Here is a 26,542-nt window from a genome sequence, read left to right as displayed (position 1 = left end):
AGGCAGTTCCATCCATCCGTCCTGGTCTCCGCCCGGCCGCAGATGGCCCTTACGAAAGAGGTTGCACACCGTGGTCCAAACCTTGCAGAACTTCATCAACGGGAAGTTCGTCACCCCCGCCGGCACCACCCTGCTGGACGTGGTCAACCCCGCCAACGGCGAAGTGGTGGCCCAGGCTCCCGTGTCGGTGCAGGCGGACGTGGACGCTGCCATGGCGGCCGCCAAGGATGCCTTTCGGACCTGGAAGCACGTCACCCCGGGCCAGCGCCAGCTGATGCTGCTCAAGCTCGCGGACGCCATCGAGGCCAACAGCGACGAACTGGTCGAGGCCCAGCACCGCAACACCGGCCAGGTCCGGTCGCTCATTGCCTCCGAGGAAGTGGCCGCCGGTGCCGACCAGCTGCGCTTCTTCGCCGGTGCCGCCCGCATCCTCGAGGGCAAGTCCGCCGGCGAGTACTTCGAGGGCCACACCTCCTACGTCCGCCGCGAACCCATCGGCGTGGTGGCCCAGGTGGCCCCGTGGAACTACCCGTTCCTGATGGCCATCTGGAAGATCGGTCCCGCGCTCGCGGCGGGCAACACCGTGGTCCTCAAGCCTTCCGACACCACCCCCGAATCCACCCTGGTGCTTGCCCGGCTCGCCGGGGAGATCCTGCCCGCCGGCGTGCTGAACGTTGTGCTCGGCACCGGAGAAACCGGCGCCTTGATGGTGGAGCACAAGGTCCCCGGCCTGGTGTCCATCACTGGCTCGGTCCGGGCGGGCATCGCCGTCGCCTCCGGTGCCGCGAAGGGCCTCAAGCGCGCCCACCTGGAACTGGGCGGCAAGGCACCGGCCATCGTCTTCAAGGACGCCGACATCAAGAAGAGCGCCGCGGCCATCGCCGAGTTCGCCTTCTTCAACGCAGGCCAGGACTGCACCGCCATCACCCGCGTGCTGGTGGAGGAATCCGTCCACGACGACGTCGTGGCCGCCATGGTGGAGCACACCCGGACCCTGCACACCGGCTCGCAGAACGACGAAGACAACTACTTCGGCCCGCTGAACAACATCAACCACTTCAACGCCGTCACCTCCGTGGTGGAGAGCCTGCCCGCCAACTGCAGGATCGAGACCGGCGGGCACCGTGCGGGGGAGAAGGGCTTCTTCTTCGAGCCCACCATCATCACCGGAGCCAACCAGACCGACGACGTGGTGCAGAAGGAAACCTTCGGCCCCGTCATCACCGTCCAGAAGTTCAGCACGGAGGAAGAAGCCGTGGCCATGGCCAATGACGTCGACTACGCCCTGGCCTCAAGCGTCTGGACCACCAACCACGGCACCGCCATGCGGCTCAGCCGCGACCTGGACTTCGGCGCCGTCTGGATCAACACCCACATCCTCCTCACCGCCGAAATGCCGCACGGCGGTTTCAAGCAGTCCGGCTACGGCAAGGACCTCTCCATGTACGGCGTGGAGGACTACACGCGCATCAAGCACGTCATGTCCGCCCTCGATTCCTGACGCTCCCCACCGGCGCCCTAACCTCGCTCCGCTTCGGCCAGGGAACCCGGCCGGCGTGGGCTCCAAGTAAGAGAAAGTAAAAGCCATGACCACCACCGCATCAGACATCACGTTCCGCCTCGAGCAGAAGCGCAACGTCCAGGCCGACTTCCCCGGCCCCAAGTCCGTGGCACTGACTGAACGCCGCAAGTCCGTGGTGGCTGCCGGCGTCGCCTCCAGCGTTCCGGTCTACGTGGCCGACGCCGACGGCGGAATCATCCAGGACGTCGACGGCAACTCCTTCATCGACCTCGGCTCAGGCATCGCCGTGACCAGCGTGGGCGCCTCCGACCCCGCCGTGGTCGGTGCGGTCAAGGAAGCCGTGGAGCACTTCACCCACACCTGCTTCATGGTCACCCCTTACGAAGGCTACGTAGCGGTCGCAGAGCAGCTGAACCGCCTCACCCCCGGCGACCACGAAAAGCGCACCGTCCTCTTCAACTCCGGCGCCGAGGCAGTGGAAAACGCCGTCAAGGTGGCCCGCCTGGCAACCGGCCGGGACGCCGTCGTCGCCTTTGACCACGCCTACCACGGCCGCACCAACCTGACCATGGCGCTGACTGCCAAGGCCATGCCGTACAAGACCAACTTCGGCCCGTTCGCGCCCGAGGTCTACCGGATGCCCATGAGCTACCCGTACCGCGAGGAAAACTCCGCCATCACCGGTGCCGAGGCCGCCAAGCGCGCCATCACCATGATCGAGAAGCAGATCGGCGGCGACCAGGTTGCCGCGATCATCATCGAACCCATCCAGGGCGAGGGTGGCTTCATCGTCCCGGCCGAGGGCTTCCTCCCGGCGCTGGCCGCCTGGGCCAAGGAGAAGGGCATCGTCTTCATCGCCGACGAAGTCCAGTCCGGCTTCTGCCGCACCGGCGAATGGTTCGCCGTCAACCACGAGGGCGTTGTCCCGGACATCTTGACCATGGCCAAGGGCATCGCCGGCGGCATGCCGCTGTCCGCCATCACCGGCCGCGCCGACCTGCTGGACGCCGTGCACCCGGGTGGCCTGGGCGGCACCTACGGCGGCAACCCGGTGGCGTGCGCCGCTGCGCTGGCCGCCATCGGTTCCATGGAGGAATACGACCTGAACGGCCGTGCCCGCCACATCGAATCCATCGCCACGGCACGCCTGAACGAGCTCCAGGCTGAACTGGCCGGCGCCGGAACCGACGTAATCGGTGACGTCCGTGGCCGAGGTGCCATGCTCGCCGTCGAACTTGTCCAGGCAGGCTCCAAGGAACCGAACCCGGAACTGACCAAGGCTGTTGCCGCCGCCTGCCTGAAGGAAGGCGTCATCATCCTCACCTGCGGCACCTACGGCAACGTCATCCGCCTGCTGCCGCCGCTGGTCATCACCGATGAGCTGCTGGCAGACGGCCTGGAAGTCCTCGCCGGCGCCATCAAGGCCAACGCGTAGAAGCCTGAGACCCGCTCCTGAAAAGGGCAGCACCCCGCCGGGGTGCTGCCCTTTTCTGTTGCCGGGAAAGCCTCGCTTGCGGGTACCTACGCCCCCTCGCGGCACGGCTTCAACTACCTAACATCAGGCCACCGCCGGCGGCGAAGCAGCGGTGCCCCCAACGGCGGTGTCGGTAGGTAACCCTCAAATTGTTTATTGAGTACCCGTTACTCGTGTCCGTCCTCCGCAGGGATACGTAATTTTGAACCTATAAACGGGTTGGGCTGCGCGCGACGCCGGTTGCCTAAGGCGCCGCCCCCACACCCCAAAAAGCGGAGCCACTCACGCTCCTATCATGTCAGCCGCAGGGTAATGACGCTGCCCTCCCTTGGCGCTAATGACAGGTACTTCATCCAACGCCTGGTGTTTGGGCACCCCAGGTGGTGATACCCCAAAGCCCAACGACGGACTTCTTGCTTGAGACAAGGGGGATGGCAGTGACGCATCCGGGAAGCTTCGCAATGCCTGCAGCAGTGCCGGCACAAGCCACCTTCGGCCGGGACGGAGCGATGTTTGAAAGCCTGCTGGGTTTCGTGGCCCAGCTGAGCCTGGTGCTGTGGAGTGTGGTCACCCTCACCGTGGTCATCCGCTTCATCGGCATCCGCTTCTACCGGCGCGCCGCACGCAGGGCCCTGGCCAGGATCGCGGCAGCAGCTGCTCCGGCACCTGGCACTGCCGGGGCGGGTTCCGGCGCCAACGTCTCCGGATCCACGGAGGCTGCCGCCAAACCTGCCGCGAAACCTGCAGTCCCACCGGTTGTCCTGCCTGCCATCGCCGTGGTTCCTGTGATCAGGGCCGGCATGGACCTGCTCCAGCCGGCCAACGTTCCGCTGCCCGAGGCCGCGACGAACGTGCTGGCCAGCCATTCAGTGGACGGGTGAGCTGATGGACATCGCGCTCCTGATCTTCTGGCTGTTCGCGGGCGTCAGCATCCTGTACGTGGTGCACTTTGGCCTCTACCTGGCTGGCGCCAATTTCTATGACATCTGGCAGCAGCGGCGGAAAGGGATCAGGGGCGTCCGGCTGCCCACCGCTTACCAGCCCGAGTGCGCGGCCACGGCCACCTGGACCCGCAGGGCGCTCCCCGAGGTACCCGGCCTGGTGTCCATTGTGGTTGCAGCGCATAACGAGGAAGCGGTGATCGTCCGGACACTCGACTCGGTCCGGAACAGCACCTACCGCTCCTTCGAGGTCCTCGTGGCGGACGACGCATCCAGTGACCTTACCGGCCGCCTGGTCCGCGACTACCAGCTGCGCCATAGCGAAATGAACCTGCGCCTGGTGCGGATGCACAGGAACGTGGGGAAGGGCGCCGCACTCAACGCGGTGCTCCGGCGTTTTGCCCGCGGCCAGTACGTGATGACCCTCGACGCCGACTCGGTCATCCAGCCGGACGCCATCACCAACGCGCTGTCCTACTTCGACGACCCGTACGTGGCCGGTGTGGCGGCGAACGTCCAGATCATGGAGGAGACCACAGCCCTGGGCATCCTGCAGCGCTTCGAACACATGATCGGCTACCGCTCAAAGAAGCTCTACTCGCTGCTGAACTGCGAGTACGTGGTGGGCGGAGTGGCCTCCACATACCGGATGCGCGTGCTGCGCAAAGTGGACTTCTACGATACGGACACCGTGACTGAGGACATCGGCCTGAGCGCAAAGATCACGCACCTGGGCAACCGGCGGTTCCGCATGGTCTACGGCGCGGACGTGGTGGCCAGGACCGAAGGCGTGCTCACGTTCCGGGCCCTGGCCAAGCAGCGCTACCGGTGGAAGTACGGCAGCATCCAGAACCTCATCAAATACCGCGGCATGGCGCTGAACCCCAGCCGCCGGTACAGCCGGACCCTGGCGTATTACCGCATGCCGATGGCCCTGCTGAGCGAGTTCACGCTGCTCGTGTCACCCTTGGCCTGGACATATGCCGTGTACTGGTCGCTTGCCACGTACACGCCGGCCCTGATCATTGGTTCCTACGCCACCATCACCGCCTACACGCTGCTGACGGTCCTGATGGATGAGAACCTCACGCCGCGGGAACGCACCAGGCTCTGCCTGTACGCACCCACGGCCTACTTCCTGTTCTACATCATGGACCTGGTCCAGCTGGTGGCAGCTGTCCGCTGCATCGCACGCTCCCGCGGCCTGGTCCGGCGTCCCGAGATCAACACCTGGAAGTCCCCGCAGCGGGCCGGCAGCGCGGGGGTGGTGACCAGTGCCGCCTAAGCGCCGGAGGATACGCCGGGTACTGCTGAACCCCCTCGTCATCATCACTGTTTTGGTCCTCATGATCAGTGCCGGGTGGCTGGCGTACACGGCGAAGACGGGCAGCTTCGCCCAGCCCCGGCCGGGAGCCAACCTGCTGCCGGCACTTTTCCCCGCCATAGCCGGACCATCCGCCACACCCGGCCCGTCGCCGTCGGCCGGTTCCTCCCTGGACCCTTCCGGCGGCTGGATCGCCGGGCACAGCGGTGACGCCAGGACATCGCTGGAACTGGCGGCCGGACAGATGGGCGGGCAGGCGCTCAAACTCACCATCAGCCAGTACGCCTCGGGTGATGTCACCCTCAGCAGCCCGCGGGTGGACCTCGAAGCCGGCAAGACCTACTTCTTCAAGGCATTTACCACCACCGACCCCGATTTCAGGCTGCTGGCCCGCAAGTACCACAAGGACGGCAGCACCACCCTGGAGCAGCTGCGGAACCCGCTGGAACGGCCGGGCACGTCGGCATTCACGGTCAGCGACGCGTTCAACAGCGGGGACACCACGACGGCGGTGCAGTACGTCTTCCGCTTCGCCTCCGCCGGCACGTTCCAAGTGGAGGGCGCTTACCTTGAGGCGGCAGAGGACGTCCAGCTTCCCGCATCCGGAGCAGGGGGTCCCAACGTGATCCCCAACCCGGGGTTTGCCGGAACCGATCCTGCCCGGCCCGCCTTCTGGTCCCCCTACTCGTCCGGGACGTCCACGGTGGAGTCCGGCCGCGGCGAGGACGGACGCGGCAGCTTCCTCTGGACCAGGGTAGGAAATTACCAGAACGGGGAAGCGAAGTGGCAGTACCAGCCCATCCCGGTGACCCCCGACCGCTATTTCACCTTCACTGCGACCTACAAATCCGACCTCCCGGTGGACGTGGTGGCAGAATTTGAGCTCGCCGGCGGCGGGCGCAAGTTCCGGAACCTGGAGACAGTGCCTCCGGCGGGGGAGTGGACCACCGTCAAGGAGTCGTTCCAAGTCCCGGACGGGGCGGACACCGCGATGGTCACCGTCATTTCGCACGGGAACGGCACCACCGCTGTCCGCGACTTTTCGCTGCTGGATGTCACCCGGCCGGGACCGCTGCGCTGGCAGCAGCCCATGGTCTCCATTACGTTCGACGACGGCTGGCAGTCGGTGTACGACCGCGCCCTGCCCCTGCTGGACAAGCACGGCTTCAAGTCCACCCAGTACGTCAACGCAAGTTCCATCGAGACGCCGAACTTCATCACCGCGGCAGAGGTGCAGCAGCTGAGCCAGGCCGGGCACGAGATCGCCGCCCACAGTTACCAGCACGTGGACCTTACCTCCGTGGGCACCGGCCGGCTGGACGACGAGCTGCGCAGGAGCGAGGATGCCCTGGCAGCCGCGGGCCTGCCCACCGACGACCTGGCACCCCCGTACGGGCGCTCCGACCCGCAGGTGGACTGGTATGCGGCCAAGTACTTCAAGATCGTGCGGGGCACCGGCGACGGCATCAACACCAGGCAGAACATCAACCCTCACGACCTGAAAGTCCTTTACATCACAGACGCAACAACGCCGGAGACCCTCAAGGAAGCGCTCGCCGAAACCTCCCGGTCCAACGGCTGGCTGATCCTCGTGTACCACCAAATCGCAGCCCCCGATTCATCGGGCACCCAGAAAAACACTATTGCGGCGGACAGGAGCACCATCACCAGCGACGTCCTCGCAACCCAGCTGCAGCTCATCGACGAAAGCGGCATCCAGGTCAAACCGGTTGCCCGGGCGTTCGAGCAGTTGCAGGGCCCGTGACCACCACCAGGCGGTGAAACACGGCGCCTTCGCCATCCGAAAGAAGGAGAAAGTCATGATCAGATCAAGATCCAGCCTGGCGCGGCACCGCGCCAAGCTATTGACCATTGGGGCGGCGGTGTGGGCCGTGGCGGCCGCACTTCTGTCCCCTGCGGCCGCCAATGCCGCGGTGGACAATCCCGCCCCAACTCCGCTCGTGTCCTTCACCTTCGACGACGGCATGCAGAATGCCCTGACGCAGGCGGCCCCCACACTCAAGAAGTACGGGCTCACCGGCACCAGCTACATCATTACCAACTGCGTGGGCATGACCACGGTGCCGAACAACTGCCGCGCCAATACGGACGTTCCGTACATGACGTGGGACCAGATCACCCAGCTGCAGAACACCTACGGCTGGGAGATCGGCTCGCATACCGTTGACCACCAGTGCCTTGTGAGCGTGGGCAATGACTGCCAGGCGACCAAGCTGACGGCTGCCCAGGTGGATGCCGAGCTGGCCAACAGCCGGTCGGCGCTGGCGGCGCATGGCTTCAATGCCACGGCCCTCGCCACGCCGTACGGCGACTACGACATGTCGACCCTTGCCCAGATCGCCAAGTACTACAGCTCCATGCGCGGCTTCGCCGACGTGGGCAACAACATCTGGCCGCTCGGCGACCTCCTGCTCCACAACACCCCCGTGCAGGAGGTGACCACTCCGGTGTCCACCCTGAAGGCCAAGGTGGACGAGGCGATCGCGAACAAGACCTGGGCGATCTTCACGTTCCACGACATCAGGCCTTCGCCGAGCAAGACCCCGGACGACTACCAGTACGGTACGGCGGAGCTGGACCAGCTGGCCGCTTATGTGCAGACCAAGGTGGCGGCCGGCCAGATCAGGAACGTCAATGTCAGCAAGGGCCTGGTGAACGGCAGCCCCAACCTGCTCCCTAACCCGACGTTCAATAACGGAATCGCCGACGGGTGGCGGACCGACGCCCCGGCTGCGATCACCGCTGACTCCGGGAACCACGGCAGCTACCCCGATCCCGCCAAGTCCGTGAAGCTGGTGTCCGGTTCCGCTGCAGGCCACCTGTTCTCGCCGAAGGTTCCGGTCTCGGCAGCCAACAGCTACCTGTACAAGGCCTACCTCAACGTCGCCTCAATCTCCTCCGGCGAAGTGGGGTTCTACGTGGACGAGTACAACGCCGCCGGGCAGTGGATTTCCGGGCAGTTCCGCAAGCGGGAAAACAGCATCTGGGTGGAGTCGATGAACTTCACCTACACTCCCAGCTCCACATCCGTGGCGTCTGCCAGCCTCCAGGTCTACGTGACCGGCACAGGCATCACCGCCTACCTGGACAACATGCAGATGATGGCCCTTGGGGCGGCAGCACCTCCCACGCAATCCCCGAACCTGGTGGCGAACGGTACGTTTGACGCCGGCATCAGCTCGGGCTGGAGGACGGACTCGGCGTCCACCATCGTGGCTGACGCAGCAAACCACGGAAGCCCGGCCAACCCGGTGAACTCGGTCAAGATGGCGGCCACCACGGCCAACAGGCACCTGTTCTCCCCGCAGGTGGCGGTGGCCGCCGGCAGCTACAGGATTGCCAGCTACCTCAACATCACGGCGCGGACCAGCGGCGAGATGGGCTTTTACATTGACGAATACAACTCCGCCGGGCAGTGGATTTCCGGGCAGTGGAAGCTCGGTGTCTCGGCCGGCGGCGTGACCAATGTTGACCTGACGTACTCGCCGAGCAGCACAGCGGTGGCCAAGGCGAGCCTGCAGGTCATCGTCCAGGGCAATTCAGGGCTGCAGGCCTATTTCGACGACGTCCGCTGGACCAAGTCGTAGCCGCGCCAAGTCCTGGTTACAGGGAAGAAGACGAAGGATGGCCGGACGCCCGCACGCATTGACGGTGGTGCTGGCGTCCGCCCTCCTCGTCATCCTCGCTTCCTGCTCCCCGCCCAAACCCGACGTGACGCTGGACCTGCTGCACGTGGACTGGCAGGACGTCCCCGGCGTCCGGACCGGCAGCGGCGGACTGCAGGTGACCCCCACTGCCCGGCGGATCGTGGAGCAGAGCGGGCAAGGTGGCCAGCCGGACCCTCCGCTCAACCTGGCCGGCACCCACCTGGTGGTCGGCGGGGACTTTTCGCTGAGCGCCACCTTCGCGGATGTCACCGCGGACGCATCCTGGGCCATATACAACCGGCCGCCAGTCATTGCGGACGAGTTCCGCGTGGAGCCGGCCGGCGTACGGCTTACGCTGCAAGGCGACGGGTTGAGGATCGCAGTCTTCGACGGCGCACAAAAGAAGGACGTGACCCAGCCGGTACCCGTCCATGACGAGCACGTGGCGGTGAAGGACGCGGCTGCTCCGCTCACGGTGCGCCGGTCCGGCGATACGCTGGCCGTTGCCAGCGGCAGCGACACGCTCTCCTCGCTGCCCCTGGGCAAGGTCTTCTCATCCGGGCAACTGTGGCTGGGGTTCTCCAGCGACTCCGGGGACTTTGAAATCACTTCGCTGAAGGCAGTGGCCCCGGGAAGTACCGGACTGCGCACATCGGGGGCCGCGGCGGCAGACGCGCAGCGGTCTGCAGACGGGCTGCAGGCCCTGGCCGCCAAGATCCGTCCCGACTTCCTGGTCGGCGCAGCCGTGGCCCTTGGACCCCTCACCGGCGACGAGGACTACGCGCGGGAGTTCGTGGGAAACTTCGGGGCGCTCACCCCGGAAAACGCCATGAAGCCGCAGTTCCTCTCCCCGCAGCAGGGCGTCTACACCTTCGAAGAGGCCGACGCCATCCTGGCCATTGCGCAAAGCAAGGGCATGGCGGTGCACGGCCACACCATCGCCTTCACGGAGGCCATGCCCCGCTGGATGCAGGAGCTGCCCACCGGCTCCGAAGCGGACCGGCAGGCCACTGGCGCTGCACTGCTGGACTACGTCAGCACCGTGGTGGCGCACTTCAAGGGCAGGCTGGCATCCCTGGACGTGGTGAACGAGCCGTTCGATGTCAACCAAGGGACCAGCCTGCAGCAGAACATCTGGTACCGCGCCTTCGGGCCCGGGTATCCCGCGGTGGTCTCCAGAGCTGTGTACGCCGCCGATCCGGAGGTCAAGCAGTACATCAACGAGAACGGCGCCGATGTGCCGGGACGGCGCCAGGACGCCCTGCTCAAGCTCATTCTCGACACCAATGCGCAGGGCGGCCACATCTATGGTGCAGGCCTCCAGGCGCACGTCTACGACCTCAAGACCGATGCCATTTCCGCAGACGACCTCACCCGAACGCTCAAGACCTTCGGGGACGCCGGGCTGCACGTCCGCATTTCAGAAAACGACGTCACGGATGATCAGGGGACCGCAGCCCAGGCGAAGCAGTACGCCACGGTCCTGGCCACCTGCCTGCGCTCGCGCACCTGCGTTTCCTACACCACCTGGGGCGTTGACAACCGTTACGACTGGTGGATTGACGACGGCGGGAGCCTCCGGCAGGGCCACGACCACCTGTTCAACGACGGAAAGCCTACGCCCGCGTACGACGCCGTGAAGCGCGCCCTGGGTGGGTGATCAGGCGGCCTTGCGGAGCGCCCTGCGGGCCAGCGAGTTCCTGCGTGCCGCCCGCAGCATGTCCAGGGTCAGCAGCACCAGGGCCAGCCACACCACCCCGAACCCGATCCAGCGCTCAACGGTCATGGTCTCGCGGAACACGAGCAAGGCCACCAGGAACTGCAGGACGGGGGCGAAGTACTGGAGCAGTCCGATGGTGGTCATGGGCAGCCGGCGCGCGGAGGCACCGAAGAACAGCAGCGGCACCGCCGTGATCACGCCGGACGCCAGCAGCAGCCAGAAGTGCCCCGCGCCTTGGGAAGTCAGGGTGGAACCGCCGCCCGCGGCAAGGACCACCATGGCCACGGCAGCCAGAGGGGCGAGCACCATGGTCTCTACGCTGAGGCTGGTGATGGCATCCACCTTCGAGCCCACCCGGTTCTTCACGAAGCCGTACAGGCCAAAGCTGAACGCCAGCGTCAGGGCGATCCAGGGCAGTTTCCCGTACGAGTAGGTGAGGACACCCACCGCCAGGAAACCTACAGCCACCGCGGCCCACTGGAGCGGCCGCAGCCTTTCCTTCAGCACCAGCACGCCCAGCAGCACCGAGACCAGTGGGTTGATGAAGTAGCCCAGGGACGTTTCCACGGCCTGTCCCGTGGTCACGCCGTAGGTGTAGGTCAGCCAGTTGATGGCGATCAGGAACGCAGCCAGCGCCAGGGAGCCAAAAACCCGCCGGTCCTTCAGGGCCGCGGCAAGCACCCGCCACGTCCTGGTGACGGTGATCAGGAGTGCGCAGAACAGCAGCGACCAGACCACGCGGTTGGCGACGATTTCGACGGCGCCCGCCGGCATCAGGATGAAGAAGTACAGGGGGAGCAGCCCCCACAAAACGTACGCGCCGATGCCAAACAGCATTCCCGCCGTCGTGTCCTTGCCCGCGGGCCCGGGACGCGCCGGTGCCGGGGCACCTGCTGTCGATTTTGCCGCGGAGGGAGAGGCGGCCGGGGTGGCGACGGGCGTGGCTGGAGAGCTTCCTTCTGGCATGGGCACGCTGTCAATAACAGCATCCAGCCGGCAGGTATTCCAGCCGGCAGGCGGCAATCCGGAAAATAATCAGTAGGCTTGCTTTCATGACACGTGCGCCTCTGCCGAAGCCCGCCCCATGAGGCTCCGGCGCAGCAATGCCTCGGGCCGTGGCTACCGCAGGGTGGCCGCCGGCAAGGGCTTCAGTTACCGGGACCTGGACGGCTCCACGCTTCCGGCCGGTCCCATCCGCGACCGGCTGGAAAGCATCGGCATCCCGCCGGCCTGGACCGACGTCTGGATCGCCCCGTTTGAGAACGGCCACATCCAGGCCACCGGCGTGGACGCTGTCGGCCGCCGCCAGTACATCTACCATCCCGAGTGGCGCGAGCGTAAGGACCGGGTGAAGTTCGACCGCTCCCTCCAGTTGGCCGAATCGCTGCCCGCAGCCCGTCGGCGCGTCACCATGGACCTGCGCAGCGACGGCTTCCCCCGCGAACGCGTCCTGGCCGGCGCCTTCCGCATGCTGGACAGCGGGTCGCTCCGTGTGGGCTCTGAGCGGTACACGAACGAGAACGGCAGCCGCGGCCTTGCCACCCTGCTGTGCGCCCATGTCCAGGTGCGCAAGGATCGTATCCTGCTGCGCTTCCCGGCCAAGAGCGGCAAGGACTGGGAATCGGAAATCCGGGATCCGGACCTCGCCGTCCTGCTGCGCCTGCTCAAGCGCCGCGGCCCCAACGCCCGGCTCCTGGCCTACAAGGAGGGCAGGACCTGGCGCCCCGTCACCAGTGCGGACATCAATGCCTACGTGAAGGAGCGCACCGGGTCCGACTTCACGGCCAAGGACTTCCGGACCTTGCGTGGAACGGTGGCTGCTGCGGAAAGCCTTGCCCGCACGGGCGCCCAGCGCACTGCCGCCAAGCGCAAGCGGGCCATCAGCCGGGCAATGTATGACGCCGCGGAGACGCTGGGCAACACCCCTTCCATCGCCCGGAAGAGCTACGTGGATCCCCGCGTGGTGGACCACTACCACGACGGTGAAACCATCGACCCGAAACGGCTGGACTCGGCGGAAGCGGAACTGCGCGCGCTGCTGTACCGCGAAGGCAAGGTTGTGCCCCTGCCCGCCAACTAGAATGGGGGACTGTGCGCTGCACCATGCTGCGCACCCTCATGGATCATGAGCAGGACCAGTCAGAAGGGCTCCCGGTGTCCAACCACAGCGAAACCCCAGCCAACCGTCCCCTCCGCGTTGCCATCGTCGGCGCGGGACCGGCAGGAGTCTATGCTGCGGACATCCTCACCAAGTCCAGCGGCGTGAAGGATGGCGACTTCCAGGTCAGCATCGATCTCTTCGAGGCCTACCCTGCGCCCTACGGCCTGATCAGGTACGGCGTGGCCCCTGACCACCCCCGTATCAAGGGCATCGTCAACGCCCTGCACAAGGTCCTTGACCGCGGCGACATCCGCTTCCTGGGCAACGTGACCTACGGCCGGGACCTCACGCTGCACGATTTCCGCGCCTTCTACGACGCCGTCATCTTCTCCACGGGTGCCGTCAAGGACGCGGACCTGGACATCCCGGGCATCAACCTTGAGGGCTCCTTCGGCGGCGCCGACTTCGTCTCCTGGTATGACGGCCACCCGGACGTGCCGCGGGAGTGGCCCTTGGAGGCCAGGGAAATCGCCGTCATCGGCAACGGGAACGTGGCCCTGGACGTGGCCCGCATGCTGGTCAAGCACCCCGAGGAACTGCTTACCACCGAGATCCCGGACAACGTTTACGCCGGCCTCAAGTCCTCGCCTGTCACCGACGTGCACGTCTTCGGCCGCCGCGGGCCGGCCCAGGTCAAGTTCACGCCGCTGGAGCTGCGCGAGCTCAGCCACATGGACGACGTGGACATTGTCCTGTACCCCGAGGACTTCGAATTCGACGAGGCCTCGGACGAGGCCATCCGCACCAACAACCAGGTGAAGACCATGGTGAACACCCTCACCAACTGGTTGGTGGAGGAGCACGCGGAATCCGAAAACCCCTCCTCGCGCAGGCTGCACCTGCACTTCCTGCACAACCCCGTTGAAGTGCTCGACGACGGCACAGGCAAGGTGGGTGGCATCAAGTTCGAGCGCATGCAGCTGGACGGGACAGGCAACGCCAAGGGGACGGGGGAGTATGTCGAGTACCCGGTCCAGGCCGTCTACCGGGCCATTGGCTACCACGGCTCGGCCCTGGATGAACTGGAATACGACGCCAAGAGCGGCGTCATCCCCAACGAGGGCGGCCGCGTATTGGATGCCGAAGGCAACCCGGTCCCTGGTGTCTACACCACGGGGTGGATCAAGCGCGGTCCCGTCGGGTTGATCGGGCACACCAAGGGTGACGCGTTGGAGACCATCGGCTTCCTGCTGGAGGACCGGCTGAACCTGCCCGCGGCCAGCAACCCGGATCCGCAGGCCATCATCGATCTCCTTGAGGAACGCGGCATCGAATACACCACCTGGGAAGGGTGGAACAAGCTCGATGCGCACGAGGCAGGCCTGGGCGCGGCCTGGACCGGCCCTGAAGAACTGGACCACGTGGTGCGCGAACGCATCAAGGTGGTGCCGCGCGAGGACATGATCCGCATCTCGCGCAGCTGACCCGATCCCGGGACCTTGGGCCCTGTCTGCGGGCTGTATTCGAGTTAATCTGATTAACATGAATACGGCGGCGGCCAGGAGCCGGCCCTACGATTCGCCCAAGCGGACTTCCGCCGCCGCCCAGACCGGGCGTCGCATCCTGCAGGCTACCGAGGACCTCTTCATGGAGGGCCCGCTCGCCGACGTCACGCTGGGCGCCGTTGCTGCGCGGGCCGGCGTGACGGTCCAGACCGTCATCCGCAGGTTCGGAGACCGGGCAGGCCTCATTGAGGCCTGCAGCGCGGCCGCGATGGACCGGGTGGGCAGCGAGCGCAACGCTGCTCCTCCCGGCGACGTGCCGGCCGCCGTCGACAATCTCCTGCAGCACTACGAAACCACCGGCAGCCTGGCCCTGAAGCTGCTCGCGGAGGAACACTCCTCGCCTGAACTGGGCCGGATCACCGAAGGGGGCCGCCTCCTGCACCGCCAGTGGTGCGCCATGGTCTTCGCCCCGTTCCTGGAACCCCTGCAGGACAGCCCGGAGCACGACCGCCGGCTGGCCCAGTTCGTCGCGCTCTGCGACGTCTACACCTGGAAGCTGCTCCGCCTCGACGCCGGGCTTTGCCGGGACCAGGTGGCACATTCCCTGCTCGAAATGCTGGAACCCTTCACGCGGAGGTCCTGATGTCCACTGTCCTTGCCTACACCTCACCCGCCATCGGCCACCTCTTCCCGATGGTCCCGCTGCTTCAGGAGCTGAAGGCCCGCGGGCACGAGGTCCATGTCCGCACTCTCCGCCGGCAGGTTCCCGTGCTCCTTGCGGAAGGACTCCAGGCGCGGCCGCTGGATGACAGGATCCTTGCGGTGGAGGCCGCGGATTATCAGGCCGGCAAGGCAAAAGCGGCCTTGGCTTCCAGCGTGGAAACCTTCACTGCCCGCGCCCGCGTCGACGCCCCCGACCTCCAGAAAGCCATCGATGATGTGGACCCCGACCTGCTGCTCATCGACATCAACGCATGGGGAGCCCGCATCCAGGCGGAGGCATCGGGACTGCCGTGGGCCACGTTCAGCCCCTACACTCCGCCGCTGCAGTCGAAGGGCACGCCTCCGTTTGGTCCCGGACTCGCCCCCATGCCCGGGCTGCTGGGGAGGGCCCGGGACGCGCTGGCCCGGCGGCTGGTGATCGGCGCCGTCGAAAAGCTGATGCTGCCGAACATCAACTCCCTGCGGGCTGAACTGTCCGGCGGCAAGCTTCCGCCCGTCAGCGGTGCCGACGACATGTTCCGGACCTCGCCGCTGATGCTCGTGGCCACGTCCCGACCGTTCGAATACCCGCACCCCGACTGGGGCCCCGGCGTGCGCATGATCGGCGCACTCCCATGGGAGCCTCCGGTCAACCCTCCAACGTGGCTCCAGAACGCGGAGGATCCACTGGTCCTGGTGACCACCTCGTCCGAATACCAGGCGGACGAAGCCATTGTCCGGGCCGCCCTGGCGGGGCTGGCCGCAGAGCCCTTCACCGTCGTCGCCACCTTGCCGGCGGCGGAAACCGGTTCTGCCGGTGCCCACCGCGCCTCCGGAACCGAGAGCCTCGAGCCTGTGCCGTCCAACGCGAGGCTCGAGCATTTCGTCCCCCACGGCCCGGTCCTTGAGCATGCCGCCGTTGCCGTCACGCACGGCGGGATGGGGGCCACCCAAAAGGCGCTGTCCAAGGGGGTTCCGGTGGTGGTGGTTCCGTTCGGCCGTGACCAGCACGAGGTCGCGGCCAGGGTGGAGGCCGCGGACGCCGGGGTGCGGCTGAACCGGAAGCACCTCAGCCCGGAGAAGCTGCGCGCCGCCGTCCACCAGGCACTGGCCAAAGCGCCGGGCGCGCGGCGGGTTGCCCAGGGCTACGCTGCGGCAGGGGGAGCTTCTGCCGGAGCGGACGCCCTGGAGGAGCTGGTCCGGATACACCCATGACACGGGCTTTTTGGCCAGCTATGCTGGCTTGGCCACCCTCCAGCCCTGCATGGCTGGCTAAAACCCTGGACCGGGAGTTCGATGACGAACCTGCTCCATCCTGAATCCCGCCAGCGTGCCGCGCTGGCCGGGCACGAGCGCCTGGACGCCCTCACTCCCGGAATTCCGGGCCTGGGCGATGCCACCCCCGAAGTTCCGGGCCTGCGCAAGCTCATCCGGGAGTCCTGGCAGCGGTCCGCACGTTTCAAAGCCAACCCGGACAATACCGCCGCACCGCTGGCCTTCGATTGGGACGAGTTGGAGGACTACCGCCGGCAGCACCCCCTGGCCGCCATCATGCCGGTAATCAATAAACTCCTGGTCCAGCCCAGCCACGACAGCGGCCTCCTGGTGGCCGTGGGCGATGAAGTGGGCAGGCTGCTGTGGGTGGACGGCGACCCCACCCTCCAGCGGCGCGCCGAAGGCATGATGTTCGTTCCCGGCGCAGACTGGTCCGAGGCCAGCGTCGGCACCAGCGCACCCGGAACCGCCCTTGCCCTGGGCCGGGGGATCCAGATCGCCGGTGCCGAGCACTACCAGCGCGCCGTTCAACCCTGGAGCTGCACCGCCGTCCCTTTCCATGACCCGGACTCCGGCGCCATGCTCGGCGTCGTGGACATTACCGGTACGGACACAGCGGTGGCCCCGCATACGCTGTCGCTGGTGGAGGCCACGGTGGCCGCCGCCCAGGCGCAGCTGCGGGTGGAGCGCCTGCAGCATGCCGCGGAGCTGGCCAGGAAACCCGTACGGCGGCGGTCCACGGCTTCCGGAAGCAGGCAGGCACCAGGTGCGGGGGACGGCGGCCGGGGCAGGGAAGGCAGCCTCTACCGGAACAGCCTGCAACTGCTGGGCCGCGACCAGGCGCTGCTCAGCCTGGGTGGGCGGACGGTCTCCCTGTCCGCCCGGCACAGCGAGATCCTTGCCCTCCTCAGCACGCACCCGGACGGGCTCAGTGCCGAGGAGCTCGGCTCCCTGCTGTACCCGGGACAGGGTTCCACCATTACGCTCCGGGCCGAGATGGTCCGCCTCCGCAAGGTCATCCAGGAGCTGAGCCCGGACGCAGTTCCCGGCTCACGTCCGTACCGGCTCCCGCTGGACCTGGTGCCGGACACGGGCCAGGTGCTCAGCTGCCTGCAGCGCGGGGCGCACCGGATTGCCCTGGAGATCTACCGCGGCGAGGTGCTTCCGCGCTCCGAGGCGCCCGGCATCGTGGACCTGAGGAACAGGGTTTCGTCCCTGCTCCGGGAAGCTGTCCTTACCGATGGCAGCGCCGAGTCCCTGCTCAAGTACGCCGCGCTGCCTGAGGCAAGGGACGACGTCGGCATCCGCCGCGCCGCGCTCCGCCTCCTGCCGCCGCGCTCACCCAAGCGCGCCGCCATCGTCGCCGACCTGGAACGGCTGGAAGCCGAACTCCGCGCCTGAATGCCAGGCCTGCACCCCGTCTATGGCGCAGGCCACACCCCTGCAACGTTGCTGCAACCTTCCCGCTCCTACGCTGGGTCCATCGGCAGCGCCCTAACGGGGCCGCCTTCTGCACAGCAAAGGAGCTAAGCACATGACCGTTTACGCACAGCCGGGAACCGACGGTTCGAAGGTCACCTTCAAGGACCGGTACGAGAACTGGATTGGCGGCGAATGGGTGGCCCCGGTGAAGGGCCAATACTTCGAGAACGTCACCCCGGTGACGGGCAAGGCATTCTGCGAGGTGGCCCGCGGCACGGCGGAGGACATCGAACTGGCGCTGGACGCGGCGCACAAAGCCGCCCCCTCCTGGGGAAAGACCTCCGTGGCGGAGCGCGCCGCCATCCTGAACAAGATCGCCGACCGCATCGACGAGAACCTCGAAATGCTGGCCGTGGCCGAAACCTGGGACAACGGCAAGCCCGTCCGGGAAACCCTCAACGCGGACCTGCCGCTGGCCTCGGACCACTTCCGCTACTTCGCCTCCGCCGTCCGGGCCCAGGAAGGCAGCCTCTCCCAGCTGGACGAGAACACCACGGCTTACCACTTCCACGAGCCGCTCGGCGTGGTGGGCCAGATCATCCCCTGGAACTTCCCCATCCTGATGGCCGTCTGGAAGCTGGCCCCCGCGCTCGCCGCCGGCAACACCGTGGTACTCAAGCCCGCCGAGCAGACGCCGTCGTCCATCCTGGTGCTGATGGAGCTCATCGCGGACCTACTGCCCGCCGGTGTGGTCAACGTGGTCAATGGCTTCGGCGTGGAGGCCGGCAAGCCGCTGGCATCCAGCTCCCGGATCCGGAAGATCGCCTTCACCGGTGAGACCACCACCGGGCGGCTGATCAGCCAGTACGCCAGCCAGAACCTCATCCCCGTCACCCTGGAACTGGGCGGCAAGAGCCCCAACATCTTCTTCAACGATGTTGCCCAGGAAAACGACGCCTTCTATGACAAAGCCCAGGAGGGCTTTGCGCTGTTCGCCTTCAACCAGGGCGAGGTCTGCACCTGCCCCTCGCGGGCGCTGATCCAGGAGGACATCTACGAGTCCTTCATGGCAGACGCAGTGGCCCGGGTGGAAAAGATGATCCAAGGCAACCCGCTGGACACCGAAACCCAGGTGGGCGCGCAGGCGTCCAATGACCAGCTGGAGAAAATTCTGTCCTACATCGACATCGGAAAGCAGGAAGGCGCCAGGATCCTCACCGGCGGTGCCCGTGCCGAGCTGCCGGGCGACCTGGCCGGCGGCTTCTACGTCCAGCCCACCGTGTTCGAAGGCCACAACCGGATGCGGATCTTCCAGGAGGAGATCTTCGGACCCGTCGTGGCGGTGACGAAATTCAGCGACTACAACGACGCCATGGGCATCGCCAATGACACCCTGTACGGCCTGGGCGCGGGTGTATGGTCCCGCAACGGCAACGTGGCCTACCGCGCCGGCCGCGAGATCCAGGCCGGCCGTGTCTGGGTGAACAACTACCACGCCTACCCGGCAGGTGCCGCTTTCGGCGGCTACAAGTCCTCGGGCATCGGGCGCGAGAACCACGCCATGATGCTGGACCACTACCAGCAGACCAAGAACCTGCTGGTCAGCTACGACGAAAACAAGCTGGGCTTCTTCTAAGCCATGGTTCCGACCAGGCTGGACGCCGCCGTGACGCTGCCCGGGGAGGACTTTTCCCGGGTGGCGCTCACGCCAGACGCTGTGGACCTGCTGCGCATCCTGTGGGACCGGCACGGCCCGCTCATGTTCCACCAGTCCGGCGGCTGCTGCGACGGGTCCTCGCCAATGTGTTACCCGGCGGGGGAGTTCATGACCGGCGACTCGGACGTCCTGCTGGGACTGTTCGATCTCTCCGACGGTCTGCAGCCCATGCCGCTTGAGTTCTGGATGTCGAGGGAACAGTTCAATTACTGGAGCCACACCCACCTGACCATCGACGTTGTCCCCGGACGGGGGAGCGGCTTTTCGGTGGAAGCGCCGGAGGGCAAACGCTTCCTCATCCGGTCAACGCTGATGGACTGGCCGGTCTAGGAAGTTCGACTCAGCGCCACTCGGGGCTCTCCATTCGGAGGGCCCCGAGTTCGTTGGGCAGAAGAATGTTCGGCGTTTAGGGTAATAACGACATCTCACTATTTGGGACGATTGGGACCGTCCAGTGGATGGACACTATCGTTGATAGGTCTGTTTCCCTCACAAACCAAGATTGTGACCCCCCTTATGAACCTTCTGCGGACAAAATCCATCGAGCAGTCGATCGCCGACGCCGATGAGCCCGGACGCAAGCTCAAGCGTTCCCTCAGCACCTGGGACCTCATGATCATGGGCGTCGCCGTTGCTGTCGGTGCCGGTATCTTCTCGGTGGGTGCCAAGGCTGCCGCCAACTTCGCCGGTCCCGCCGTCACGCTCTCCTTCGCCATCGCCGCCATCACCTGCGCGCTGGCCATCATGTGCTACGCCGAGTTCGCCACCGCCATCCCCGTGGCGGGGTCGGCCTATGTCTTCACCTACGCCACCATGGGCGAACTCCTTGCCTGGATCATCGGCTGGAACCTGATCCTTGAGCTGTTCACTGCAGCGGCCGTGATCGCCAAATACTGGGGCATCTACCTCAGCAAGGTGTTTGCCCTCACCGGCCTCGACGTCCCGCCGGCCATCTCGCTGGGCGGTGTGGACCTTTACTGGGGCGCCTTCCTGATTGTGGCCATCTTCACCGTGCTGCTGGTGCTGGGCACCAAGCTCTCCGCCCGCGTGGGCAACATCTTCACGCTGATCAAGATCGCCGTGGTGCTGTTCGTGATCGTGGTGGGCTTCACGTACGTGAAGTTCGAAAACTACACTCCCTTCGTTCCAGCAGCCGAGCCCACCGCGGGCACCGGCGCCGCGGACGTCCTGAAGCAGTCCTTCTTCGGCTTCCTGACCGGCGCTGCCCCCGCCCAGTACGGCACCATGGGCATCTTTGCCGGTGCCGCCCTGGTGTTCTTCGCCTTCATCGGCTTCGACGTGGTGGCCACCTCCGCCGAGGAAGTGAAGAACCCGCAGAAGACCCTGCCTCGCGGCATCTTCGGCGGCCTGGCCCTGGTAACGCTGCTTTACATCCTGGTCTCCCTCGCCCTGACCGGCATGGTGTCCTACACCCAGCTGGCCGAAGCCAAGAGCCCCACCCTCACCACCGCTTTCGAAGCGGTCGGCGACACCTCCGCCGCCAAGGTCATCGCCTTCGGTTCCCTGGTGGGCCTGACCACCGTCATCATGGTGCTCCTCATGGGCTTGTCCCGCGTGGTGCTGGCCATGAGCCGCGACGGCCTGCTGCCGCGCGCGCTGTCCAAGACCAGCGACAAGCGCGCAACGCCGGCCCGCCTCCAGATCATTTGCGGCACCGCGGTTGCCCTGGTGGCAGGCCTCACCAACGTGGACCTGCTCGAGGAAATGATTAACATCGGCACGCTGTCCGCCTTCGTGGTGGTCAGCCTGGGCATCCTGGTGCTCCGCAAGAAGCGCCCGGACCTCAAGCCTGCCTTCCGCGTCCCGTTCGGCAAGGTCCTGCCAGTGGTTTCCGCCGTGCTGTGCCTGTACCTGATGACCAACCTGGCCGTGGAGACCTGGATCTTCTTCGCGTTCTGGCTGGTCCTGGGCCTGGCCATCTACTTCGCCTACGGCCAGCGCCACTCGCGGCTCAACGAGCGCTTCGCCGAGGCCAACGCCACGGTCAACGGCACCGCCGGCAAGGCTTCGCACACGGCAGAAGAGCCTGATGACGAGGACGAGCTGAGCCGCACCTGACGGCCCGCCTTCCGAGTTGTCCAACTGCCCGCCCGGCCTCTGCCGGGCGGGCAGTCCCGTTTCCGCCGGTAGATTCGATGCTGTTCACGGTGCCGCGTACCTCCCCACCCACTCGACGAGCGGCCGCAGCTGCCGCCACCTGCCGGCAATCTCCGCCGCTGCAGCCTCCGTGGACATCCATTCCTCCTGGCCCAGGTCCACTCCCGTATACAGGGTCTTGTGCTTGAGAAGCTCGGCCCGCGGATGGTGCCGGTCGAAGCCGCGGGGGACTGTCTTGAGCTTCTCGCCTTCAACGCGGAAGCCCGCCGCAGCGATCGCATCCACGATCTCCTGCAGGGAAGTACCGCTGCCTGGGGCGTCTGCTGCCGCCCGGAACCTGGCCAGCTGCGCAGGCGTATGGGAACGGTACCCGCCTCCCACCAGCAGCCCGTCGGCGCTGACCTGGAGGTAATAGCCCACCCCTTCCTGACGGGTGGCGAAGGCGCCCTGGGCCGTCTTGTAGGGGGACTTGTCCTGCGAAAAGCGGACGTCCCGGTAGGGGCGGAACAGCTTGGCCGGACCAAACTCCGGCTCGAGCTCGGCCAAAAGTGCCCACAGCGGCTCCCTGACTGCGGCGTCGTACACGTCCTTGTGGCCAAGCCACCACTCGCGGTTGTTGTTCTCTTCCAGCTCCGCATAGAACCGGAAGGCTTCCGGGGGAATGCCTGCAATTGTGTCCATGAACGGAGCCTAGGAGGGCCGCCGGAGAGCCGGCCAGGGGACCAGGACCGTATGTGCAAAAAAGACCACCCCTCCACGACAAGCCCGTGGAGGGGTGGTCTTTCAGTTCAGCCTGCAGGAAGCCTGTCTAGCCGATCTTGTTGGCGGACTCAGCATCCGAAGCCGGAGCCGACGGGGCAGCCCCGGCACCGAGGTTGGCGCGCAGCTTGGCGCCCAGTTCGGCGTCGACGTTGGTCCAGTACTGGATGGCGCGTTCCTTGATGTCGGAACGCTTCACGCCGCCCACCGCACCGGTGATGGTCTCCAGGAAGCGGGCCTTTTCACCTTCGTTGTAAACCTCGCGGTAGAGCGCACCGGCCTGAACGAAGTCGCCGTCCTCGGCGTGGAGGGAGTGCGCGGCGAGGGTCAGTTCGCCGTCGTTCTCCCAGCCGCCCGCAGCGTTCTGCGGCTCAACTGCAGCCGGGCCGCCAAAGGTGTTGGGGGCGTAGACCGGAACCGAGGGGGCGTTGAACAGGAAACGTCCCTGGCCGTCCTGGCTGTAGTTGTTGACCTGGTTCTTGGGCTGGTTCACCGGGATCTGCGCGTGGTTGGTGCCCACGCGGTAGCGGTGTGCGTCCGCGTAGGAGAAGATGCGGGCCTGCAGCATCTTGTCCGGGCTGGCGGCGATGCCGGGCACGAAGTTCGACGGCGCGAAGGTGGCCTGCTCGATCTGCGCGAAGTAGTTCGCCGGGTTCTTGTTCAGCTCCATGGTGCCCACCTTGATCAGCGGGTAGTCCGCGTGCGGCCACACCTTGGTGAGGTCGAACGGGTTGAAGCGGTAGGTCTTGGCGTCCTCGTACGGCATGACCTGCACATGCAGGTCCCAGGACGGGAAGTTGCCGGCCTCGATGTTCTCGGACAGGTCGCGGATGTAGAAGTCCGCGTCGGAACCGGCAAGCTGTTCTGCCTGCTCGGAGCTCATGGAGTTCACGCCCTGGTTGGACTTGAAGTGGTACTTGACCCAGAAACGCTCGCCGTCGGCGTTGATCCACTGGTAGGTGTGCGAGCCGTAGCCCTGCATTTCGCGCCAGGAGGCGGGCAGGCCGCGGTCACCCATCAGCCAGGTGACCTGGTGGGCGGACTCGGGGGACAGGGTCCAGAAATCCCACTGCATGTCGGCGTCGCGCAGGTGCGTGCCCGGGAGGCGCTTCTGCGAGTGGATGAAGTCCGGGAACTTGATGCCGTCGCGGATGAAGAAGACGGGGGTGTTGTTGCCCACGAGGTCGTAGTTGCCCTCGCTGGTGTAGAACTTCACGGCGAACCCGCGGGGGTCCCGCCAGGTGTCCGGTGAGCCGTTCTCGCCCGCAACGGAGGAGAAGCGGATCAGCATTTCGGTCTCGACGCCCGGCTGCAGGAATGCGGCCTTGGTGTACTTGGAAACATCCTCGGTGGTCTTGAACGTGCCGAATGCACCGCCGCCCTTGGCGTGCACTACGCGCTCCGGAACCCGCTCACGGTTGAACTGGGCGAGCTTCTCCACCAGGTAGTGGTCAGTCAGGATGATGGCACCATCGGCACCAACTGACTTCGAGTGTGCATCGGACGTAACCGGCGCACCTGACTGGGTTGTGGAAACGGCAGTCATTGTTCTCCTATTTCTCTTTTTCTTGCGAGGGACTATGGGGAGGAAGTTGCTGGGCCTGCTGGCATTCCTGGCAGATGCCCTGGTACATGACGTCCGCAATCTGGATGGTCATGGGCTTGGCGTCCGGGTTCCAGTGCGGGGTGAGGCAGGGTGCGTGGCCGACGGCGCAGTCCACGTCTTCCACGCGGCCGCAGCTGATGCAGATGGCGTGGTGGTGGTTGTCGCCCACGCGGGTTTCATACAGGGCGGGGGAGTGCGGCGGCTCGAAACGGCGCAGCATGTGCAGGTCCGTCAGGTCACCAAGGACCACATACACGGACTGGGCCGTCAGTTCGGGAAGCTCGGCGCGGGCGGCGGCAAGGATGCTTTCGGCAGGGGAATGCGGGTGGCGTTCGACGGCGGCGAGTACAGCGAGCCGCTGCTTGGTCACCCTGCGGCCGTGGGCGCGCAGGGCTGCAGCCCACGCTTCCTGGCCGTCAAAGTGCTCCGTCATGGCTCCATTGAAGCACTTATTATGACCAACTCACAATAAGGCTTGGCTTACCTTCCCGTGTTGCCCGCTACTGTTGCCGGGTGGGGAAAATACTTGCCGATGTCGCGCCGCTCAAGGAAAGCCCCGCATTCCGCCGGCTCTGGCTGGGATCGGCTGTGTCCGCCGTCGGGAGCCAGCTCACCCTGGTTGCCGTGAGCCTCGAGGTGTACCGGCTGACCCAGGACAGCTTCTATGTGGGGCTGCTGGGCATCTTCGCGCTGGTTCCCCTGGTAATCGGCGGCCTGATGGGCGGGTCCATCGCCGACGCGCACGACCGCCGCCGCATCGCCCTGCTCGCCTCCGCAGTGCTGTGGCTGACCACCGGCCTGATCGCGCTCCAGGCCTGGCTGCACCTGGGCAGCGTCTGGCTGCTGTACCTGCTCGTGGCACTGCAAAGTGGAGCCCAGGCCATCAACCAGCCGGCCCGCAGTGCCATCATCCCTATGCTGATCCGGAAGGAACTCCTGCCCGCGGCCAACGCGCTCAGCATGCTGTCCATGGGCCTGGCCATGACCGCGGGGCCCCTCCTGGCCGGAGTCCTGGTGGCCTGGCTGGGGTTCGGCTGGACCTACACCATCGACTTCGCCAGCTTCGCCTTCGTCCTGTGGGCTGTGTACCGGCTCCCGCCCATGCCGCCCGCCGGAGCCGGCGGCAGGCCCGGCACCCGTTCCGTGATCGAGGGGTTCCGTTTCCTGGGTACCCGGCGCAACCTCCGCATGACCTTCATCATCGACCTCGTGGCCATGGTCCTTGCCCAGCCGCGGGCGTTGCTCCCGGCCGTCGCGGCGCTGATGATCGGCGGCGGAGAGGCAACCGTGGGCATCCTGCTGGCGTGCACCGCCGTCGGGGCTTTCCTGGCAGGCCTGTTCTCCGGCCCGCTGGGCAGCGTCCGCCGCCAGGGGACTGCCGTCGTCGTATCCGTCATGGGCTGGGGCGCCTCCATCGGCGCGTTCGGCCTGGTGGTGCTCCTCGCGGGCCCCGCCCCGGACGGCGCCGTGACCGTGTGGCTGCTGCCCGCCGCGGTGTGCTGCGCCCTTGCCGGCATCGCGGACTCCATCAGCAGCGTCTTCCGGAACACCATCCTCCAGGCTGCAGCCCCCGACCACCTGCGCGGGCGGCTGCAGGGCGTCTTCATCGTGGTGGTGGCCGGCGGCCCGCGGATCGGGGACCTGCTGGCCGGCGGCGCGACTAAGCTTTTGAGCGAGGGCTGGGTCCTGCTGGTTGGCGGTGTGCTGTGCATCGCGGGGGCGTGGCTGGCGGCGAAACTGCAGCCCGGTTTCCGGAAATACGATGCCCGGAACCCGGTGCCCTAGCAAGCCGTTCCTTAAGCAAGGAGGAAACGTGCACAACCATCACAACGGCCTGAAGACCGCCGCACTGTTCGGGGTTCTGTGGGCGGTGCTGCTGGGCCTCGGCGGGCTGATCGGAGTGGGGACGCGGAGTTCGGCGCCCATCTGGATCATGGCGCTGATCGGCGTCGGCACCACGTTCTACGGCTATTGGAACAGTGACAAGATCGCCATCCGGTCCATGCAGGCCTTCCCGGTGACCGAAGCCCAGGCGCCGCAGCTCTACCAAATCGTCCGCGAGCTGTCGATGCGCGCCAACCAGCCCATGCCGCGCATCTATGTCTCGCCCACGATGAACCCCAACGCCTTCGCCACCGGCCGCAACCCGCGGAACGCGGCCGTCTGCTGCACCGAAGGCATCCTGCAGCTCCTGGACGCCCGTGAGCTCCGCGGCGTCCTGGGCCACGAACTCATGCACGTCTACAACCGGGACATCCTTACCTCCTCGGTGGCGGCTGCCGTCGCCGGCGTCATCACCTCGGTGGGGCAGATGCTGCTGTTCTTCGGCGGCGGCGACCGGCGCAACGCCAACCCGCTGGCCATGATCGCCATGGCGCTGCTGGCGCCCTTCGCGGCGTCACTGATCCAGATGGCCATCTCCCGCACCAGGGAGTACGACGCCGACGAGGACGGTTCGCAGCTCACCGGCGATCCGCTGGCGCTCGCCTCAGCCCTGGCCAAGATTGAGCGCGGCGTCGGCCTTGCGCCGCTGCCGCAGGACCAGCGGCTGGTGAACGCCTCGCACCTGATGATCGCCAACCCGTTCCGCGGCGGGGCGATGAACAAGCTGTTCGCCACGCACCCGCCCATGCGGGACCGGATCGCCCGGCTGGAGCGGATGGCCGGCCGGCAGCTGTAGCCGGATCG

Annotated in this window: 21 protein-coding genes; 17 read left to right on the top strand and 4 right to left on the bottom strand. The window is 66.4% G+C overall.

The window, feature by feature from the left end:
• The first annotated feature begins 70 nt into the window (after positions 1 to 70).
• The 7 genes from ACIGJD_RS14835 to ACIGJD_RS14805 all read left to right on the top strand — a co-directional run bounded on the left by ACIGJD_RS14835 (position 71) and on the right by ACIGJD_RS14805 (position 10,589).
• Positions 71 to 1,501 carry an aminobutyraldehyde dehydrogenase gene (locus ACIGJD_RS14835; protein ID WP_483686819.1) on the top strand — a complete coding sequence of 477 codons (1,431 nt, stop codon included), beginning with the start codon at positions 71 to 73 and terminating at the stop codon, positions 1,499 to 1,501.
• Between the two features lie 85 nt (positions 1,502 to 1,586).
• The gene (gene gabT / locus ACIGJD_RS14830; RefSeq protein WP_483686818.1) at positions 1,587 to 2,957 is read left to right on the top strand and encodes a 4-aminobutyrate--2-oxoglutarate transaminase; all 1,371 of its coding nucleotides are present in this window, start codon (positions 1,587 to 1,589) and stop codon (positions 2,955 to 2,957) included.
• A gap of 500 nt (positions 2,958 to 3,457) precedes the next feature.
• Positions 3,458 to 3,877, top strand: a complete 420-nt coding sequence (locus ACIGJD_RS14825) for a hypothetical protein (RefSeq protein ID WP_483686817.1) — start codon at positions 3,458 to 3,460, stop codon at positions 3,875 to 3,877.
• Between the two features lie 4 nt (positions 3,878 to 3,881).
• Positions 3,882 to 5,222: a glycosyltransferase family 2 protein gene (locus ACIGJD_RS14820; protein WP_483686816.1), complete on the top strand. Its 1,341-nt coding sequence runs from the start codon at positions 3,882 to 3,884 to the stop codon at positions 5,220 to 5,222.
• Positions 5,212 to 7,026: a polysaccharide deacetylase family protein gene (locus ACIGJD_RS14815; protein ID WP_483686815.1), complete on the top strand. Its 1,815-nt coding sequence runs from the start codon at positions 5,212 to 5,214 to the stop codon at positions 7,024 to 7,026. The genes ACIGJD_RS14820 and ACIGJD_RS14815 overlap by 11 nt, the downstream gene beginning before the upstream one ends.
• A 55-nt stretch (positions 7,027 to 7,081) precedes the next feature.
• The gene (locus ACIGJD_RS14810) at positions 7,082 to 8,869 is read left to right on the top strand and encodes a polysaccharide deacetylase family protein (protein ID WP_483686814.1); all 1,788 of its coding nucleotides are present in this window, start codon (positions 7,082 to 7,084) and stop codon (positions 8,867 to 8,869) included.
• 37 nt (positions 8,870 to 8,906) lie between these two features.
• The gene (locus tag ACIGJD_RS14805; protein WP_483686813.1) at positions 8,907 to 10,589 is read left to right on the top strand and encodes an endo-1,4-beta-xylanase; all 1,683 of its coding nucleotides are present in this window, start codon (positions 8,907 to 8,909) and stop codon (positions 10,587 to 10,589) included.
• On the opposite strand, the gene rarD is transcribed toward ACIGJD_RS14805, so the two are convergent.
• Positions 10,590 to 11,486: an EamA family transporter RarD gene (rarD, locus tag ACIGJD_RS14800; RefSeq protein WP_483689510.1), complete on the bottom strand. Its 897-nt coding sequence runs from the start codon at positions 11,484 to 11,486 to the stop codon at positions 10,590 to 10,592.
• Between the two features lie 247 nt (positions 11,487 to 11,733).
• Here rarD and ACIGJD_RS14795 point away from each other — a divergent pair, with 247 nt between their 5' ends.
• The 8 genes from ACIGJD_RS14795 to ACIGJD_RS14760 all read left to right on the top strand — a co-directional run bounded on the left by ACIGJD_RS14795 (position 11,734) and on the right by ACIGJD_RS14760 (position 21,450).
• Positions 11,734 to 12,729, top strand: a complete 996-nt coding sequence (locus tag ACIGJD_RS14795) for a DNA topoisomerase IB (protein ID WP_483686812.1) — start codon at positions 11,734 to 11,736, stop codon at positions 12,727 to 12,729.
• Between the two features lie 38 nt (positions 12,730 to 12,767).
• Positions 12,768 to 14,234, top strand: a complete 1,467-nt coding sequence (locus ACIGJD_RS14790) for an FAD-dependent oxidoreductase (RefSeq protein WP_483686811.1) — start codon at positions 12,768 to 12,770, stop codon at positions 14,232 to 14,234.
• Between the two features lie 58 nt (positions 14,235 to 14,292).
• The gene (locus ACIGJD_RS14785; protein WP_483686810.1) at positions 14,293 to 14,898 is read left to right on the top strand and encodes a TetR/AcrR family transcriptional regulator; all 606 of its coding nucleotides are present in this window, start codon (positions 14,293 to 14,295) and stop codon (positions 14,896 to 14,898) included.
• Positions 14,898 to 16,172: a glycosyltransferase gene (locus tag ACIGJD_RS14780; RefSeq protein WP_483686809.1), complete on the top strand. Its 1,275-nt coding sequence runs from the start codon at positions 14,898 to 14,900 to the stop codon at positions 16,170 to 16,172. The genes ACIGJD_RS14785 and ACIGJD_RS14780 overlap by 1 nt, the downstream gene beginning before the upstream one ends.
• Positions 16,173 to 16,253: 81 nt before the next feature.
• On the top strand, positions 16,254 to 17,633 hold the full coding sequence (locus tag ACIGJD_RS14775) for a helix-turn-helix domain-containing protein (protein WP_483686808.1): 1,380 nt from the start codon (positions 16,254 to 16,256) through the stop codon (positions 17,631 to 17,633).
• A 133-nt stretch (positions 17,634 to 17,766) separates the two neighbouring features.
• Complete coding sequence (gene exaC, locus ACIGJD_RS14770) at positions 17,767 to 19,290, top strand: acetaldehyde dehydrogenase ExaC (RefSeq protein WP_483686807.1); 1,524 nt, start codon at positions 17,767 to 17,769, stop codon at positions 19,288 to 19,290.
• Between the two features lie 3 nt (positions 19,291 to 19,293).
• Positions 19,294 to 19,701 (top strand): DUF779 domain-containing protein, encoded by a 408-nt coding sequence (locus tag ACIGJD_RS14765; protein WP_483686806.1) that lies wholly within the window; start codon positions 19,294 to 19,296, stop codon positions 19,699 to 19,701.
• Positions 19,702 to 19,887: 186 nt separating this feature from the next.
• Positions 19,888 to 21,450, top strand: coding sequence for an APC family permease (locus tag ACIGJD_RS14760; RefSeq protein ID WP_483686805.1), 1,563 nt, complete (start codon positions 19,888 to 19,890; stop codon positions 21,448 to 21,450).
• An 84-nt stretch (positions 21,451 to 21,534) separates the two neighbouring features.
• Here ACIGJD_RS14760 and ACIGJD_RS14755 read toward each other — a convergent pair whose 3' ends face one another.
• The 3 genes from ACIGJD_RS14755 to ACIGJD_RS14745 form a co-directional block, all read right to left on the bottom strand.
• Positions 21,535 to 22,170 carry a DUF2461 domain-containing protein gene (locus tag ACIGJD_RS14755; RefSeq protein WP_483686804.1) on the bottom strand — a complete coding sequence of 212 codons (636 nt, stop codon included), beginning with the start codon at positions 22,168 to 22,170 and terminating at the stop codon, positions 21,535 to 21,537.
• A gap of 127 nt (positions 22,171 to 22,297) precedes the next feature.
• Positions 22,298 to 23,794 carry a catalase gene (locus ACIGJD_RS14750; protein WP_483686803.1) on the bottom strand — a complete coding sequence of 499 codons (1,497 nt, stop codon included), beginning with the start codon at positions 23,792 to 23,794 and terminating at the stop codon, positions 22,298 to 22,300.
• A gap of 7 nt (positions 23,795 to 23,801) precedes the next feature.
• Complete coding sequence (locus tag ACIGJD_RS14745; protein ID WP_142133005.1) at positions 23,802 to 24,287, bottom strand: Fur family transcriptional regulator; 486 nt, start codon at positions 24,285 to 24,287, stop codon at positions 23,802 to 23,804.
• Between the two features lie 80 nt (positions 24,288 to 24,367).
• Here ACIGJD_RS14745 and ACIGJD_RS14740 point away from each other — a divergent pair, with 80 nt between their 5' ends.
• The gene (locus ACIGJD_RS14740) at positions 24,368 to 25,639 is read left to right on the top strand and encodes an MFS transporter (protein WP_483686802.1); all 1,272 of its coding nucleotides are present in this window, start codon (positions 24,368 to 24,370) and stop codon (positions 25,637 to 25,639) included.
• Between the two features lie 28 nt (positions 25,640 to 25,667).
• Positions 25,668 to 26,534 (top strand): zinc metalloprotease HtpX, encoded by an 867-nt coding sequence (gene htpX / locus ACIGJD_RS14735; RefSeq protein ID WP_483686801.1) that lies wholly within the window; start codon positions 25,668 to 25,670, stop codon positions 26,532 to 26,534.
• Positions 26,535 to 26,542: the final 8 nt, after the last annotated feature.

Source organism: Arthrobacter sp. E1SS-5 (assembly GCF_057073715.1).
The sequence above is the reverse complement of the archived record's forward strand: the minus strand, read 5'-3'. Positions and strand labels throughout refer to the sequence as shown.